This is a genomic window from Amycolatopsis sp. CA-128772 (assembly GCF_002904295.1).
Classification (GTDB): Bacteria; Actinomycetota; Actinomycetes; order Mycobacteriales; family Pseudonocardiaceae; genus Amycolatopsis.
The window spans coordinates 1-14,266 of the sequence record NZ_PPHG01000019.1 but is presented as its reverse complement, the minus strand read 5'-3'; the positions used below and the strand labels follow the sequence as shown (position 1 = coordinate 14,266).

Genomic DNA, 14,266 nt, shown 5'->3' with positions numbered 1-14,266 from the left:
GTGCCCGGCACCGTGCCAGGGAGAATAGACGCTATATGTGATAACGGCAACGTCGACGTTTGAGCCGGCACGCCTCGTCAGAGAGTCAGCGGGTCTTGGTTTTCTTGGTTGCCCGCGCACGCTTCGGCGCATCGGCCGGCTCGCCGTCGCCGAGGGCTCGCAAGGCGAGCTGCTCGTTGCGCTCGAGGTGGTCGCGCACCGCCTGCGCGGCCGCCTCCGGGTCCCGGCGGCGGAAAACCTCGATCAGGCTTTCGTGGGCTTCTTCGCGGCGGTGGTGTTCCTCCGGGTCGGGATCGAGGGCCCCGAAGCCGATCCGGATGTAGCGCTCGGCCGCGCGCCAGAGCGTGCTGAGCAGCCGCACGTCCCACGCGCTCGCGGCAGGCGCCAGCAGCGCCAGGTGGAACTCGTGGTGCGCGTCGTAGATTTCGTCCATCCCCAGCCGCTCGTCGCCGAACCCCGCGGCCTGCCGCTCGAGCCGGTCAAGCTCCCCGTCGGACAGCAGCACGCACGCGCGACTGGCGATCTCCGGCTCGATCGTGCGTCGGAGCCGGTAGATGGCGTGCAGGTCCTGGAGGTCCAGCGGGGCGACCAGGGCGCTACGGCCGGGACGGGTGATGACGAGACCTTCGCTCTCCAGGTTGCGCAACGCGTCCCGGACCGGGATGAAGCTGACGTTGAGCATCCCGGCGATCTCCCGCAGCGAGAACTCACGCCCCGGCGCGAGGTCCCCGCACAGGATCGACCGGCGCAGCTCCGTGGTGACCTGCTCGGTGACCGAACGCGATTCGATCGGTCGCACACCGGTCGACGGTGATGCCACGGGACCCCCCTGCTCAGTCGGATGCGAGCCGAATCGTCCTCAACTATAACGCCCACCTGGGCGAACGCTTGTCCGGCACAGCCTTGCTGTTATCACATATAATTGCTACGTTTCCTGCCATGCGCATCGTCAACGAAGCCGGCCGGGCGTGCCTGGTCGTCGACGGCGGCCTCGTCGACGTCGAGTCCGCCACCGGCGGCACCCTGCCCGCGGACCCGCAAGCCCTCTACGACCGCTGGGACGACCTCCGCGCCTGGGCCGCGGGTTACGCAGAGGGCCCGACGCGGCCGTACCGGGCGGAGTTGCTCGGCCCGCCCGCGCCGCGACCGCGGCAGGTGTTCGCGATCGGGCTGAACTACCGCGACCACGCGGCGGAGTCCGGAATGGACGTTCCGGACGCGCCTCTGGTGTTCACCAAGTTCCCCGCCTCGATCACTGGCCCGGAGGCTGTCGTCGACCTCCCCCGCGGCTCGGTCGACTTCGAGACCGAGCTGGTCGTCGTGCTCGGCCGAGAGTGCTACCGGGTGTCCGCCGCCGGGGCGTGGGACCACGTCGCCGGCTTGACCGTGGGACAGGACCTCTCGGAACGGGAGCTGCAGCTGCGGCCGCCCACCCCGCAGTTCAACCTGGGCAAGTCCTACCCCGGCTTCGCGCCGATGGGACCGGAGCTGGTCACCCCCGACGAGTTCCCCGACCGGGACGACATCGGCCTCGGCTGCCGACTCAACGGCGAGCAGATGCAGAAGTCGAGCACCGGGGACATGATCTTCCCCGTCGCCGACATCATCGCCCACCTGTCCTCGATTCTGCCCCTCTACTCCGGTGACGTCGTCTTCACCGGCACCCCGGCCGGGATCGGGATGGCCCGCCGCCCCGCCCGGTTCCTGACCGCCGGCGACGAACTGGTGACCTTCGCCGAAGGCATCGGCTCGATGCGCACCCGGTTCACCGCCCCGTCGTGACCCTTGCTCACCGCCGAGAAAGGAAACCCGATGTCCGCCAAGCCCAAGTTCGCCCACGTGGTGTTCCAGACCAGCCAGGCTACGGAAATGCGGGACTGGTACTGCGCCGTGCTGGATGCCCACGTCGTCTACGAAGACGACAACCTCACCTTCATCACTTTCGACGAAGAGCACCACCGCGTCGCGCTCCTCAACTCCCCCGTCCCGCTGAAGCGCAAGACGCCGGCCACCGCCGCGATGCACCACACGGCCTACACCTTCGACCACCTCGACGACCTGCTCACGCGCTACGAGTCGTTGCGGGACAAGGGAGTCGCGCCGGCCGTGTGCATCGCCCACGGCGTGACCACGTCGATGTACTACCGGGACCCCGACGGCAACTTCGTCGAGATGCAGGTGGACAACTTCGCCGAGCCCGACGACGCGACCGCCTATATGAACGGCCCGGAGTACGCCGCCGACTCGGTCGGCCCGGCATTCGACCCGCAGACGATGCTCGAAGCCCGCCGCGGCGGCGCCGACGTCGGCGAGCTGACCGACCGCGCGTGGTCGCTCAAGGCCGAGCTCCCCAACCCGATGTCGGTGCTCGTCGGTGCCCCCTGAACCGTTGACTCCCCTCGAGTGCCTCCTGTGCCGGATGGAAGACGCCGAAGAGTCATCGGTCGTCTTCCGCGACGACCTGTGGGCCGCCGAGGTCGTGCCCCCCTACGCGGTACCCGGCTGGTTCATCCTCCGCACCCGGCGCCACGCCGAGCGCATCACCGGACTCGACGACGGCGAGTTGGATTCGCTCGCCCGCCGCGCCCGTGACCTCGTCGCCGCGGTCACCGAAGTCACCGGCGCTCCGGCGACGTACCTGCTCGTCTTCGGCGAGAACTACCCGCACTTCCACGCCGTCATCGCCGCCCGCGGCGACGACGTCCCACCGGACCGCCGCTCCGGCGACATCCTGAAACTCGTTCCCGACCGCGTCGACCCGGCGGCCGCGGCCCGCCTGGTCCCCGCGGTCCGCGACGCCTACCGGCTCGCCGCCACCGCCGGGAGGATCCCTTCGTGAAGACCGCGCTGCGCAACATCCGTGTCTTCGACGGCCGCGAACTCACCGGACCGTCCACTGTGGTCATCGACGGACCGGTCATCGGGACCGACCCGGCCGGCGCCGAGGTCGTCGAGGGCGGCGGCGCGGTGCTGCTGCCGGGGCTGATCGACGCCCACATCCACCTCCAAGACCGGCGGACGCTGGAAAAGCTCACCGGGTGGGGCGTGACCACCGGCCTCGACATGGCGACCTGGCCACCCAGCCGGCTCGCGGCGTTGCGTGGCATCCCGGGTCTCTGCGACATCCGCAGCGCGGGCACCCCGGCGATCGGCCCGGGCGGCCCGCACTCCCGGATGCCGGGCCTCCCGGACAACGCCGTCCTGCGGACGGCCGAGCAGGCGCAGTCCTTTGTGGACCAGCGCATCGTTGATGGCTCCGACTACCTCAAGCTGGTGCTCGAAGCCCCCGGCGAGGGCGGTCCGGAGCCGGCGGCCGCCCATGCTTTCGTCGAGGCCGCCCACGCCCGTGGGCGCTCGGTCGTCGCGCACGCCGCGTCGCCGGGCGCGTTCGCGCTGGCCGTGGGAATCCACGCCGACGTTGTCACGCACGTCCCGCTGGGTGCGCCGTTGACCGCCGATCTCGTCGCGGAAGCGCTTGCGGCGAAGACGATCACGGTCCCGACCCTGTCCATGATGGAGACCATCGCGGGCAACGTGGGCCGCCCCCAAGCGTTCGCGGGAGCTTCCCGCAGCGTCGCCGCGCTGCACGCCGCCGGCGTCCCGGTCCTCGCCGGCACCGACGCGAACAGCGCACCGGGGGCACCCGCCCGCGTCGAGCACGGCAGCAGCCTCCACCACGAACTGGAACTGCTCGTCGACGCCGGGCTGTCGCCCGTGGAAGCCCTCCGCGCGGCCACAGTCCTGCCCGCCCACCACTTCGGCTTCGACGACCGAGGCGCCGTCGAACCCGGCCTGCGCGCGGACCTCGTCCTGCTCGACGGCGACCCGACCACCGACATCACCGCGACCCGCAACATCCTGCGCGTCTGGTGCGGCGGCATCGAGCAGGAGCCGTTCTTCACCGCGGCCACGCTCGCGTGAGCCCGTCGCGCAACCCGGCGAGTCCCGCCGGTCCCAGCCGGCTTTCCAGATGCTGCTCCAGGTCACGGAGAATCCCCGATGCGACGTCACGACGCTGACAACCCGCGGTGGTGAGCCCGATGAGGGTGCTGCGCGGGAACCCCGGCCCCGGCGCACTGGTCAGCAGGCCTTCGTCGACGAGCTGGATGACCGCGCGGTGCATGGTCTGGCGGGTGACCCCGGCCCGGCGGGCGAGTTCGGCGACGCTCAGCGGCGCGCTGGGGTCCAGGTGCGCGAGCACGGCCGCGTGCGCCGGGGTGATGGGGGCGACGCCGGCGGCGTCCAGGCGCTCCACCAGCTCCTCGGAGAACCACCGGACACCGCGCTGCAGGAGTGCGAGCAGGGGCAGGTCCACCTCGTCGTGACTTTCCCGGCCCATGGCTCGCGCTCCTTCTGCTCCTGGGATAACCTCCCAGTGTCAGGGTAGGTGACACTGGGAGAGGACAGGGCATGACAGGCTATGACGTTGACGTCCTCGTCGCGGGCGCGGGGCCGGTCGGGCTCACGGCGGCGCTGCAGCTGGCCCGATGGGGCGTCTCGGTGCGCCTGGTGGACGCCGCGCCGGGCCCGGCCACGACCAGTCGCGCGCTCGGCACCCACGCCCGCAGCCTGGAGATCTACGACCAGCTCGGGATTCTCGGTGACATCGCCCCGCACGGCACGAGGGTGAACGCGTTCATCCGCCACCAGGCCGGCCGCGCGAGCCGGGTCGACTTCGACTTCGGTGACCTGGCGACCCGGTTCCCGTACATGTTCAACATCGACCAGGTGATCACCGAGCGCGTGCTGCGTGCGCACGCTGGCTCGGCCGGGGTCGAGGTGGAGTGGAACACCACGCTGGAGTCGTTCCAGCACGACGACGAGGTCGTCACGGCGGCGTTGCGCACCGGCGACGGCTCGAGGCAGGAGACCGTGCGCGCCCGCTACCTGTGGGGTTGCGATGGCGGGCACTCGACCGTCCGCAAGACGCTGGAGCTGCCGCTGACCGGTGAAGCCGCCCACACCTGGCTGATCACCGACGCGGCTGTGCGCACCGACCTGGACCGCGACGGTGTGCACTGGCTGTTTCCCGCCGGCGGCGCACTGATGATGTTCCCGTTCCCGGACCCGGGCAAGTGGCGGCTGCTGGACACCACCGGCGAAGGGCAGCCCGAGCACCCCGAGCAGATCGCCCGGCAGTTCAGCACCAAGCTGTCACAGGCTCTGGGGCGCGACACCGTCGTGGAGCGACCCAGCTGGGCGTCGAAATTCACCATCCAGCAGCGCGCGGTACCCGCCATGCACGTCGGGCGGTGCTTCGTCTCCGGTGACGCCGCCCACGTCCACTCCCCCGCGTCCGGGCAAGGCCTCAACACCGGCATCCAGGACGCGTACAACCTGGCGTGGAAGCTGGCCATGGTCGTCCACGGTCACGCCGATCCCGTGCTGCTCGACACCTACGACGCCGAGCGCGTTCCCATCGGCCAGGCGCTGCTCGCCTCCACCGGCAAGGTCATGAACACGGCCATGGTCGACACCGGCGGCGAAGACACCCACGACTCCGATCACGGCTTCATGCGCCAGCTCATCCGGAGCATGTCGGGGTTGGGCATCGCCTATCCCGACAGCCCGCTCACGGTGCCCGGCCGGGAGCCGGGCGAGGGTCCCCGACCCGGCCAGCGACTCACCCAGGTCTCCGCGGCCGATGCGCAATCCCCCGGCTGGACCGCACTGCGCGCGTTGCTCAGGACCCCGGCCTGGCACCTGCTCGTCCTCGCCGGCAACAGCCCCTCGGCGGACCCGGCACTGCCGGCCTGGCTGGAGAAGATCACGATCAGCCCGTGTCGGCGGGACGAGGGCGTGTGGGACCCCGACGGGCGCGTCCGGGACACGCTGGCCCTGACCGAGGGGCAGTGGATCCTCGTCCGTCCCGACGGCTACCTCAGCGCGCGCGGCTCCGGTGACACCGGCCTGCGCGCCGCCCTCGACCGGTTGACCAGCCTGAACACGCGGGAGCCCACACGTGCCTGACAACATCGACCGCCTCACCAACTGGGGCCGGTGGGGTGCCGACGACGAGCTCGGCACCCTGAACCTGATCACCGACGTGACCCGCGCGCGAGCCCTGGCGGAGGCCCGCACTGGTCGGTGCGTGTCGCTGGCCAGGCCCATCGAACCGGCGTCGATGATGGGTGGGCCGTTCGCCCCGCCCACCCCGCCGTCCCCACCGGTGCAGCAGGCGATGCTCTACACCGGCACCCCGCCGATGGGCATGGCCGAGGTGCTGGTCATCACCCCGCACAACCCCGGGCTGACCCACCTGGACGCGCTCGTGCACATACCGATCGACGGGCACGTCTACCCCGGCCGTCCCCTGGCCGAAGCCGTCACCCCGACCGGCGTCCACCACGGGTCGACCACCGCGTTCGCCGACGGTGTGCTCACCCGGGGCGTCCTGCTCGATCTCGCTCCCGGTGACCGGCTGCCGCCGGCGTACTCGGTCACCGGCGCCGACCTCGACGCCGCGGAACAACGCGGCGGGCAACGCCTGGAGCCGGGAGACGCCTTGGTGGTGCGCGGCGGCTGGGCTTTTTCCCGGGACCCGGCGAACCCGATGCCCGGCATGACCGTCGACGCCGTCGCCTGGATGCGGCAACGCGACGTTTCCGTCTACGCCGGCGACATCGGTGACGCGCACCCACCGGTCGACCCGCAGGTCCCGCTGCCGCTGCACATGATCGGGCTGGCCCGCCTCGGCATGCCGCTCATCGACGGCGCCGAAGTGGAGGAACTGGCGGCGGTCTGCGCCGAGCTCGGCCGGTACGCGTTCCTCCTCTCCATCGCGCCGCCCCGGCTGCGCGGTGCCACCGGCGTGCCGGTGAACCCCCAGGCGATCTTCTAGCTTGTGTTTCAAATGGGGATGGTCAGCGGAGACCCGGCTTCGGCAGGAGTTTCACCGATGCCTGACCAGGCGGACGGTCGCAGAGTTGTCGCTGGCTGGTAAGCACCGTCGCGGCCACGGCAGCGGCTATGCCGCGCTGGTACGCGGACGCGTAGACGTCGATCAGTTACGCACCGCACTGAGCGGGGCTTCGCTGCCGCGCAGCGGACGGGCGGCTTGCCCTACTTCGTGATTGTGGCGCTCGAGTCCGGGCGGGTTCGTGGACCGCACCATTGGACGCGGTCCGCCTCACATGGCAACAACACCGCGACCGTGACCGCCCGCAAGACCCACGGCGTCGTGGGCCACAGGTCCTCGATCGTCACGCGCTTGACCCACGGAAGACCGAACAGCAGGTGAGCCGCGCACGCCGGCAGCGCCGCGGTGATGAAGGTGCCCAGGACGTCGGTCGACAGCACGGTGCCGAGCATGCGCCGCAGCCGGCGCACCCCGATCGTCATGCCGCCGTCGAAGAGGATGACGATCAACGCGACGGTGACGACGTCCTCCACCACGCCGAGAGACACCTGCCGCAGGGACGGCACCTGGTCGGCGCCCACGGCCGCGGCGACCAGGAAGAAGGCCGGCGTGGGCACCGCAGGCGGGCACTGAGACGGTTGGACACCGCCACGGCCGAATTCGACGACGAGATCCCCGCGCGTTGCGTGACCGGGCATCGGTCAGGTCAACGGTACGACTGCCGTCCCGACCAGCGGCCGCAGTCTCCCGGCTCGCATCCGGTCGACCAGCGTGGTCAGCGGTCCACGCGTGAGCAGACCGCACACCGCCACGACCGCTCCCAACACCGCAGCGGCGAATACGTCATGCACGTAGTGCGCCCCGAGGTACACCCGAGAAAACCCGATCACCAACGCTATCGCCAGTGCAGCGAGCCCGGCGCGTCGACTGACGATCAGCAGAGCGATCGCCGCGGCCACGACGATCGTCACGTGGTTGCTGGGGAACGAGTAGTCGGTCGCGAAGTCGCAAGTGGCGACGGTCGGCACAGTCGGGTAACGGATGCACGGGCGCGGCTCTCGGACGGCGACCTTGACCAGGTTGCTCACGCCGTAGGCGAGAAGGACCGCGGTGGGAACCCACAGCACGGCCGCCATCCGCGTGGCGGCCTGGTGGCGCGCCCGCCACCACAGCATGCCCGCCAGGACGGCCAACAGCAGCAGGCCGGCGTTGCAGAAGATCTGCAGGAATCCGTGCAGCCACGGGGTATGCCGGGCGAAGCCGGTCACTTTCAGGTACCAGCCGCCGTCGATGGCTCCGCCGTCCACGCCTTCGTTCCCTCCCGATCGAGTTGCAGCACCCTGGCACTTCTACTTGACTGTCGATGAGGTCTTCCGCGACCTGCGCGCCCGCCTCACCTCGAGCGCCAGCGGAACCAGCGATATCACCACGACGACGGCGATGATCGGAAGCAGATACTGATCGACCCCGGGGATGCTCGCCCCGAGGAAGTACCCGGCGACGGTGATCCCGACCAACCACACGACGCCGCCCAGCACCTGCCAGAGCACGAAGATCCTGGCTGGGACAGCCAGCATGCCGGCCAGCGGGTTCAGCACGGTCCGCACCACGGGCACGAACCGCGCCAGCACGATCGCCTTCGGGTAGCCGTAGCGTACGAGCAACTCCTCGGCACGCTCGACGCCACGATGCAGATGCCGGTTGCCGACCTTCGCCAGCGCGGCGCGACCGCCTCGGCGGCCCAGCACGAAGCCCACCTGCGCACCGGAGAGCGCGCCGGCCACCGCAGCGAGCAGCACGACCGGCAACGACAGGTGCACCACCGCCGTCGCGCTCGTGCTGCAGAACACACCGGCGGTGAACAACAGCGAGTCATCCGGCAGGAAAAACCGACGAGCAGGCCGGTCTCGGCGAAGAGCACAACGAACACGCTGACTGCGCCGAGGCTCGAGAGCCACGACGTGACACCAACGGGTTCACGCGCGCCGCCTCTTCCCACGACGGAACTGTCCATCAACCTACGACAACTATGTAGTAGTTCTACACTACTCGTAGATGCACACGGTGGCGGTGTGGCTTCGAACGTCCAGTTGCTCGGTAGGGTGAAGGCATGCGCAGGCGGCGGGACGAATCCACCCGGCGGGCACGCGGCGAGCTGGAGGCCGAAGTGCTAGCGGTGCTGTGGGCCGCCGACGGCCCGCTCGCACCGGCAGACGTCCAGGCGCGGCTGGGTGGCGACCTGGCCTACACCACCGTCGTGACGATCCTCTCCCGACTGCACGACAAGGGCATGGCGAGCCGCGAAAAGCAAGGACGTTCGTTCCGCTACCACGCCGTCGACGACGAGCCCGGCTTGGCCGCCCGCCGCATGACGAAGGTCCTCGACGGCGAGCCGGACCGCCACAGCGTGCTCGCCCGATTCGTCTCCACACTGTCCGAAACAGACGAACAGCTGCCTCGGAAACTCCTCCGCGACCACGAGAGCTGACGGCAATGGACCTCGACGCCTGGGTGCCGCTGGCGGCCTGGCCACTGGCCCGCGCCGTCGCCCCGCACCTGCCGCCCCGCGCGGCGAGCTGGCTCCTCACCGGTGGCTGTCTCGTCCTCGCCCTGGCCAGCACGGCCACCCTCGCCTTCCAGGCCGTAGCCGGGCTGGCCCTGCTCACGCCGATCGCCCGTGCCGGCCACTGGTCACCCGACACCATCCGTAACCTGGAATCGACCAGCGTCCCCATGGCGGTCGTCAGTGGAATCCTGCTGCTCGTGCTCTCCGTCACCGGCACTCTCACCGTCGTCCGCTACGTCCGCTGGCTGCGTGAACTCACCCGGGAAATCGACCGGCACCAGCCGGGACCAGGCGTGGTCGTCCTACCCGAGGACGAGCCGGTCGCGTTCGCCGCGCCCGGCCGCGGCGGCCGGATCGCCGTCTCCCACGGCATGCTCCACGCCCTCGACACCCGCGAACGTGAAGCGCTGCTCGCCCACGAGAAAGCGCATCTGCGGCTGCGCCACCACTACTTCTTCGCCGCCATCTCGATTTCCGGCGTCCTGAACCCGCTGCTGCGTCCGCTCAGCGCGGCGGCCGCATTCGCTTTGGAACGCTGGGCCGACGAAGCGGCCGCCCGCCACGTCGGCGACCGCACCCTCGTCGCGACCGCGGTCGCCAAGGCCGCGCTCGCCGGCCGGACCCGGCCTGGCTTCGCCCTCGCCGCGACCGGCGGCCCCGTTCCCCGCCGGGTCACCGCGTTGCTCGACACACCGGCCCGGCAGCTCCCGGCCGCCCTGCTCAGCGGCCTGCTGATCCTCGGTGTCACGGTGTGGTCGGCCCGGACCACCCTGGACGGCGCCACCGACCTGCACACCGGCATCGAGACAGCACACGCCGGCGCCGATCGGCACGCTCACTGAGCAATCCATTCGGACAGTCGCTACGGGACGCGCCGACCGCAGGACGTCCCGTACGGTCAGTCTCCGCTGGGCTGGTTCCGACGCCAAGCTCCGGAGACCCGCCCATCGGCGATGCAGAGGCGCGTCAGCACTGCGAGCGGGGCACGGCCTCCATGCTCAGGTAGGTCATTTCTGACAGGTCCACCACCAGCCGGCCCGCTGAACGTGGCCGAGGTGCGAGGAGCCGATCGTCGCGGTACGGGCGGTCCGGGTCGTCCAGGTGCCGGCGCCCTCCGGCGTTCGATCGTGATTGCGCGAAGGCGCCTTGGCCGATCGCGCTGCAGGCCCGGCGCGGGGTCTACGGCACGCCGGTCAGCTGGTTCCGCCGGCTCGCCTCCTCAGGGCGAAACGCCTGCCGAAGGGGTCCCGTTCGAGCGACCCCGCCGGCCCTGTGTTTAGAGCTGGCGGGGTCTGGGTCCGAAGAAGCCCGTACGGGAGGATTCGGACCTACGGCCACCATTACCCGGCCTCCCCGGCTTCCAAACCCGGAGCCGCTGTGAGTTCGCCGGCGACCGGCCGCCGGCTCGTAGCGGCCGGTCGGCCCGGCAGGTTAGGTTGGTCGTCGCGATGGTTGAGAAGGCAGCCGTCTTCCAGAGCGACCCTCAGGGAGAACGGCATGGGCAGTGAGCAGGACAGGCAGCTCGACGAAGCGGCGTTCGTCGCGGACCTTGAGCCAGCACAGGCGGGCCACGGTCCACTGAGCCGGCAGTTCGCCCCGCTGACGGCTGACCTGCTCGCCGCGGCGACCGTCGAGGATATCCTGCAGCGCGTGCTCGACGCCACCACGGTGATGGTCCCGGCCGCCGATCTCGCCAGTTTCACCCTGCTCGACGCCGGCAGACACTTCCACACGCCCGCGGAGACCGACGAAGTCGCCATCGAACTCGACCGGCTGCAATACCGGTTCCGGGAAGGTCCGCGCGTCCAAGCCGCCGTCCCCGGCGGCCCGGCGGCGGCGATCGCCCCGGATCTGACAGACGGGCCACGGTGGCCCCGCTGGGCCCCGGCCGCGTCCGGGGCTCGGCCTCGGCTCCGTCTTCGCGACCGCGCTCATCAGCGGGCCGCCCAGCGGGGAGTCCCGCGGCGCCCTCAACGTCTACTCGCGGTCCCGGGATGGCCTGAACGAAGCCGACCGCGACGTGTAGCTGCTGCTGGCGACCCACGCTTCCCTCGCCCTGGCCGCCACTGACGCCGTGACCCGGGCGGAACTGCAGGCCACGCACCTGCGCAAGGCGATCGACGGCCGGGACGTGATCGGCCGGGCGAAGGGCATCATCATGGTCAGGCGCGGTGCTTCCGCGGACGAAGCGTTCGACATCCTGCGGCGGGCGTCGCAAGACCTGAACGTCAAGCTGGCCTAGCTCGCCCGGACGCTCGCCGATCGCCACACCGAAATCGACCTGCCCACCGGCTGACCGGCCCTGGTCGAGGGTCTCGGTGTAGATCGTTCGAGCCCGGTCCAGCAGGCGCGGGTTTCGCAACGCCTCAGCCCATGCCTGCAGCGCGATACGCGTCATGTCGTAGTCCGGATGAGCCGTCCGGCTTTCCAGCTCCCCGGTCAGCAGCACCACGGTTTCGGCGGGTGAGGGACACGGGGTCCGATCGAGGATCTCGATGAAGATCTCGCGTACGCGCGTCATGCCTTCCTCGGTCGTCGCGTCGATCAGGTCGTCCTTGCTGCGAAAGTAGCGGTAGACCGCGCTGGAGGACATGCCCGTCTCGGCGATCACGTCGTCGATCGACGTGGCATGAAAACCGTTGCGGGAAAAGCACTTCCACGCGCACGTGAGGATGTGCTGACGTTCAACGACGTGACGTCGCGCCGAGCCCAGAAGCTCACCAGCCAGTGGATCCTCGGCAAGAACGGCGACAGCTCGGGGCCGCTCGGCCCGATGGTCCCGGCCGCCGAGGTCGGCGACCTGCGTGAGGGCCTCCGCGTCCGGACGCGGGTCAACGGCGAGCTGGTCCAGGACGGTTCCACCGCCGGAATCGCTTACACGGTAGGCGACACCCTCTCCCTGATCTCGCACACGTTCACGCTCCGACCCGGCGACCTGCTGGCCACGGGAACACCGGCCGGCGTCGGCTACGCCCGCACACCACCGTGGCTGCTGCACCCGGGTGACGAGGTCGAAGTCGAGGTCGAGCGGCTCGGTACCCTGTGCAACCCGATCGTGGCCAACGATCACCGGCTTGTCGGGAACGGGCAGTGAGCGCCACGGCGGGACCGCTGGCCGGCGTCCTCGTCGTCGACCTCAGCCGCGCCCTGGCCGGACCCCACGCGACCATGATGCTCGGCGACATGGGTGCCCGGGTCATCAAGGTGGAGGCGCCAGGGGTCGGGGACGAGTCGCGGCAGTGGGGCCCGCCGTTCGTGGGACCGCCGGACGACCCGGTCTCCACCTATTTCCTGTCGGCGAACCGCAACAAGCAGTCGATCCAGCTCGACCTCAAGTCCGACGCCAGGCGGCGCGATCTCGAGCGGCTCGTCGAGCGAGCCGACGTCCTCGTCGAGAACTTCCGGCCGGATGCACTGGAGCGCCTCGGCTTCGGCCTCGACCGCCTCAACAAGCTCAACCCCCGCCTGGTCCTGCTGTCGATCAGTGGGTTCGGCCACGACGGGCCCGAGGGCGGCCGGGCCGGTTACGACCAGATCGCCCAGGGTGAGGCCGGGCTGATGTCCCTGACCGGGCCGGGCCCGGACGAACCCACGAAGGTCGGGGTACCCATCGGTGACCTGCTCGCCGGGATGTACGGCGCCTTCGGGGTCGTGTCGGCCCTGGCCGAGCGGGCGGACACCGGCCGGGGCGCCGTCGTGCGGACGTCGCTGCTGGCGGCGATCGTCGGAGCCCACGCGTTCCAGGGCACCCGTTGGACCGTGGCCGGTGAGGTGGCCCGCGCGTTGGGCAATCAGCACCCCACGATCGTCCCTTATGGAGCGTGCGCGACCCAGGACGGCATTATCCAGATCGCGGTCGGCAACGACCACCAGTGGCGTGCTGTCGCGCTGACCACCGGGCTCGACCCGACGGATCCGCGTTTCGCGACCGCCCGCGACCGGGTCCTGTACCGCGACGAGCTGACCGCCGTCCTGGAAAAACAGTTGAGCGAGCGCACTTCCGCGGACTGGCTCCGCCGGCTCGCCGAGGCCGGTGTCCCGCCGGGAAAGGTGCGCACCCTGGACGAGGTCTACACCTGGGACCAGACCCTCAGCCAAGGTCTGGTCATCAACGTCGACCACCCCGCCCCTCGGCACGATCCGGCTGCCGGGACCGCCGCTGCGGATGGCGAGCCTCGACGGCACCGAGGTTCCGCGGACCCACACCGCTCCGCCTGCGCCGGGCGAGCACGACAAGGAGATCCGCGCGTGGCCGGACGCCGGGTGAAACCGTCAGCCGGTCAGGACCTGCTGGATCGCGGGACCGACGGTCGCCACGATCTGTTCGGTGTCGGCAGCGACGATCACGGGCACCCCGATGATCCGCCTGCTGGTGACGATGCCGACCAGCATCGCCGCGGCCAGGCCGGCGCGCAGCATCGCATCGCCACCGCCACCGGCGCCGTGCAGCAACCGGGACTGGATAAACTCGCGCAGCTGCACGCACGCGTTCTCGTTGCCGACCGCGCCCCCGCAGCATCGCCATCAGGGGCTCCGACTCCTCAGCGCTGCCCTCCCACGCACGCAGATACGCGCGCACCACGCGTTCGCCGAGGTGCTCGTCCGGCCCCTCGAAAGCAGTCTCGAACCGCTCCAGCGCCGACACGGGGACGGCCATGACGGCGGCGAAGAGGTCGTCCTTCGAGCGGAAGAACTGCATCACCTGGGAGGCGTCCACCCCGGCGTCGGCGGCGATCCGGCGGATCGTGGTCCCGGCGAAGCCGTCACGGGCGAACCGCGCTCTCGCCGCGTCGAGCACCGCCTGCCTTGTGCTGCCGGGTCCGGGCTTGCGGCCGCGACGG

At 70.6% G+C, this 14,266-nt stretch carries 14 protein-coding genes and 5 pseudogenes; 11 read left to right on the top strand and 8 right to left on the bottom strand.

The genetic code is table 11. The features are described 5' to 3' along the window. Positions 1-85: 85 nt before the first annotated feature. Positions 86-799, bottom strand: a complete 714-nt coding sequence (locus C2L59_RS08045) for a GntR family transcriptional regulator (RefSeq protein ID WP_199198973.1) — start codon at positions 797-799, stop codon at positions 86-88. Between the two features lie 140 nt (positions 800-939). Here C2L59_RS08045 and C2L59_RS08040 point away from each other — a divergent pair, with 140 nt between their 5' ends. The 4 genes from C2L59_RS08040 to C2L59_RS08025 are packed head-to-tail and all read left to right on the top strand — an operon-like array spanning position 940 to position 3,921. After that, complete coding sequence (locus tag C2L59_RS08040; RefSeq protein ID WP_103348872.1) at positions 940-1,782, top strand: fumarylacetoacetate hydrolase family protein; 843 nt, start codon at positions 940-942, stop codon at positions 1,780-1,782. Between the two features lie 30 nt (positions 1,783-1,812). Next, on the top strand, positions 1,813-2,385 hold the full coding sequence (locus tag C2L59_RS08035; RefSeq protein WP_103348871.1) for a VOC family protein: 573 nt from the start codon (positions 1,813-1,815) through the stop codon (positions 2,383-2,385). Positions 2,386-2,419: 34 nt separating this feature from the next. Then, a complete protein-coding gene (locus C2L59_RS08030; protein WP_103348870.1) occupies positions 2,420-2,839 on the top strand; it encodes a hypothetical protein in 420 nt (139 codons plus the stop codon). After that, positions 2,836-3,921 carry an amidohydrolase family protein gene (locus tag C2L59_RS08025; protein WP_103348869.1) on the top strand — a complete coding sequence of 362 codons (1,086 nt, stop codon included), beginning with the start codon at positions 2,836-2,838 and terminating at the stop codon, positions 3,919-3,921. Before C2L59_RS08030 ends, C2L59_RS08025 begins: the two co-directional genes overlap by 4 nt. Here the strand turns inward: C2L59_RS08025 and C2L59_RS08020 are convergent. Further along, positions 3,899-4,339 (bottom strand): MarR family winged helix-turn-helix transcriptional regulator, encoded by a 441-nt coding sequence (locus tag C2L59_RS08020; protein ID WP_103348868.1) that lies wholly within the window; start codon positions 4,337-4,339, stop codon positions 3,899-3,901. The two genes, C2L59_RS08025 and C2L59_RS08020, sit on opposite strands and share 23 nt — an antisense overlap. Positions 4,340-4,410: 71 nt before the next feature. Between C2L59_RS08020 and C2L59_RS08015 the strand changes: the two genes are divergently transcribed. After that, entirely contained in the window at positions 4,411-5,970 is a 1,560-nt protein-coding gene (locus tag C2L59_RS08015; RefSeq protein ID WP_103348867.1) for an FAD-dependent oxidoreductase, read from the top strand. Then, positions 5,963-6,841 carry a cyclase family protein gene (locus tag C2L59_RS08010; RefSeq protein ID WP_103348866.1) on the top strand — a complete coding sequence of 293 codons (879 nt, stop codon included), beginning with the start codon at positions 5,963-5,965 and terminating at the stop codon, positions 6,839-6,841. The genes C2L59_RS08015 and C2L59_RS08010 overlap by 8 nt, the downstream gene beginning before the upstream one ends. A 221-nt stretch (positions 6,842-7,062) precedes the next feature. Here C2L59_RS08010 and C2L59_RS48700 read toward each other — a convergent pair whose 3' ends face one another. From C2L59_RS48700 to C2L59_RS07990, 3 genes and pseudogenes are all read right to left on the bottom strand, one after another. Beyond that, a complete protein-coding gene (locus tag C2L59_RS48700) occupies positions 7,063-7,476 on the bottom strand; it encodes a cation:proton antiporter (protein ID WP_233223341.1) in 414 nt (137 codons plus the stop codon). An 84-nt stretch (positions 7,477-7,560) separates the two neighbouring features. Then, a complete protein-coding gene (locus tag C2L59_RS07995) occupies positions 7,561-8,166 on the bottom strand; it encodes a phosphatase PAP2 family protein (RefSeq protein ID WP_103348865.1) in 606 nt (201 codons plus the stop codon). A 42-nt stretch (positions 8,167-8,208) separates the two neighbouring features. Beyond that, positions 8,209-8,873 (bottom strand): annotated as a pseudogene (locus C2L59_RS07990) (DedA family protein). Between the two features lie 96 nt (positions 8,874-8,969). On the opposite strand from C2L59_RS07990, the gene C2L59_RS07985 reads away from it, so the two are divergent. The 3 genes and pseudogenes from C2L59_RS07985 (at position 8,970) to C2L59_RS50270 (ending at position 11,667) form a co-directional block, all read left to right on the top strand. After that, positions 8,970-9,347 carry a BlaI/MecI/CopY family transcriptional regulator gene (locus C2L59_RS07985; protein WP_103348864.1) on the top strand — a complete coding sequence of 126 codons (378 nt, stop codon included), beginning with the start codon at positions 8,970-8,972 and terminating at the stop codon, positions 9,345-9,347. Between the two features lie 5 nt (positions 9,348-9,352). Beyond that, on the top strand, positions 9,353-10,267 hold the full coding sequence (locus tag C2L59_RS07980) for a M56 family metallopeptidase (RefSeq protein ID WP_103348863.1): 915 nt from the start codon (positions 9,353-9,355) through the stop codon (positions 10,265-10,267). A 655-nt stretch (positions 10,268-10,922) separates the two neighbouring features. After that, a pseudogene (locus tag C2L59_RS50270) lies at positions 10,923-11,667 on the top strand (GAF and ANTAR domain-containing protein). A 306-nt stretch (positions 11,668-11,973) separates the two neighbouring features. Here the strand turns inward: C2L59_RS50270 and C2L59_RS50265 are convergent. Continuing rightward, positions 11,974-12,099: pseudogene (locus C2L59_RS50265) on the bottom strand (TetR/AcrR family transcriptional regulator); the annotation flags it as partial. On the opposite strand from C2L59_RS50265, the gene C2L59_RS07965 reads away from it, so the two are divergent. Then, entirely contained in the window at positions 12,055-12,519 is a 465-nt protein-coding gene (locus tag C2L59_RS07965) for a fumarylacetoacetate hydrolase family protein (RefSeq protein WP_255410249.1), read from the top strand. The pseudogene C2L59_RS50265 and the gene C2L59_RS07965 sit on opposite strands and share 45 nt — an antisense overlap. 74 nt (positions 12,520-12,593) lie before the next feature. Beyond that, positions 12,594-13,571 (top strand): annotated as a pseudogene (locus C2L59_RS50260) (CaiB/BaiF CoA transferase family protein); the annotation flags it as partial. A gap of 126 nt (positions 13,572-13,697) precedes the next feature. Here C2L59_RS50260 and C2L59_RS50255 read toward each other — a convergent pair. Together C2L59_RS50255 and C2L59_RS50250 are read right to left on the bottom strand one after the other, a co-directional pair. Continuing rightward, the gene (locus tag C2L59_RS50255) at positions 13,698-13,907 is read right to left on the bottom strand and encodes a hypothetical protein (RefSeq protein ID WP_199199824.1); all 210 of its coding nucleotides are present in this window, start codon (positions 13,905-13,907) and stop codon (positions 13,698-13,700) included. A gap of 235 nt (positions 13,908-14,142) precedes the next feature. Beyond that, positions 14,143-14,223 (bottom strand): annotated as a pseudogene (locus C2L59_RS50250) (TetR family transcriptional regulator); the annotation flags it as partial. Positions 14,224-14,266 lie beyond the last annotated feature (43 nt).

Bases quoted from the DNA above. Each gene is read 5' to 3' on its own strand.
- C2L59_RS07980 (WP_103348863.1), top strand. From the start codon at position 9,353: ATGGACCTCGACGCCTGGGTGCCGCTGGCGGCCTGGCCACTGGCCCGC.
- C2L59_RS07965 (WP_255410249.1), top strand. From the start codon at position 12,055: ATGAAAACCGTTGCGGGAAAAGCACTTCCACGCGCACGTGAGGATGTG.
- C2L59_RS08040 (WP_103348872.1), top strand. From the start codon at position 940: ATGCGCATCGTCAACGAAGCCGGCCGGGCGTGCCTGGTCGTCGACGGC.
- C2L59_RS08020 (WP_103348868.1), bottom strand. From the start codon at position 4,339: ATGGGCCGGGAAAGTCACGACGAGGTGGACCTGCCCCTGCTCGCACTC.
- C2L59_RS08035 (WP_103348871.1), top strand. From the start codon at position 1,813: ATGTCCGCCAAGCCCAAGTTCGCCCACGTGGTGTTCCAGACCAGCCAG.
- C2L59_RS07985 (WP_103348864.1), top strand. From the start codon at position 8,970: ATGCGCAGGCGGCGGGACGAATCCACCCGGCGGGCACGCGGCGAGCTG.
- C2L59_RS08015 (WP_103348867.1), top strand. From the start codon at position 4,411: ATGACAGGCTATGACGTTGACGTCCTCGTCGCGGGCGCGGGGCCGGTC.
- C2L59_RS08030 (WP_103348870.1), top strand. From the start codon at position 2,420: ATGGAAGACGCCGAAGAGTCATCGGTCGTCTTCCGCGACGACCTGTGG.